General features: G+C 51.2%; 1 protein-coding gene. It reads left to right on the top strand.

Going from position 1 to position 201, the window contains the following annotated elements:
* Positions 1 to 201, top strand: a 201-nt coding sequence (locus tag M3650_RS33500; RefSeq protein WP_251580334.1) for a hypothetical protein, incomplete at both ends; no start/stop codon positions are given.

A 201-nucleotide genomic window follows, 5' to 3' on the forward strand; every position in this document is an offset into this window, starting at 1 on the left:
CCGTAGACGGAGTAACAGGTAAAACGGTGGAGCTGACAGCCGCGGAAGTAGCGGGTTACACGCCAGTGAAGGAAAGCGATAGCTACACCTTTAAAGCAGAAGGTAATGTGTACACCTTCTACTACAAAGGAACAGCACAAAAGCTGAGCGTGAACTATCTGGAGCAAGGCACGGATAAAGTTCTGGCGGAAGCCACGACCG

Source organism: Paenibacillus sp. MER TA 81-3, from assembly GCF_023713585.1.
Classification (GTDB): domain Bacteria; phylum Bacillota; class Bacilli; order Paenibacillales; family Paenibacillaceae; genus Paenibacillus_B; species Paenibacillus_B profundus.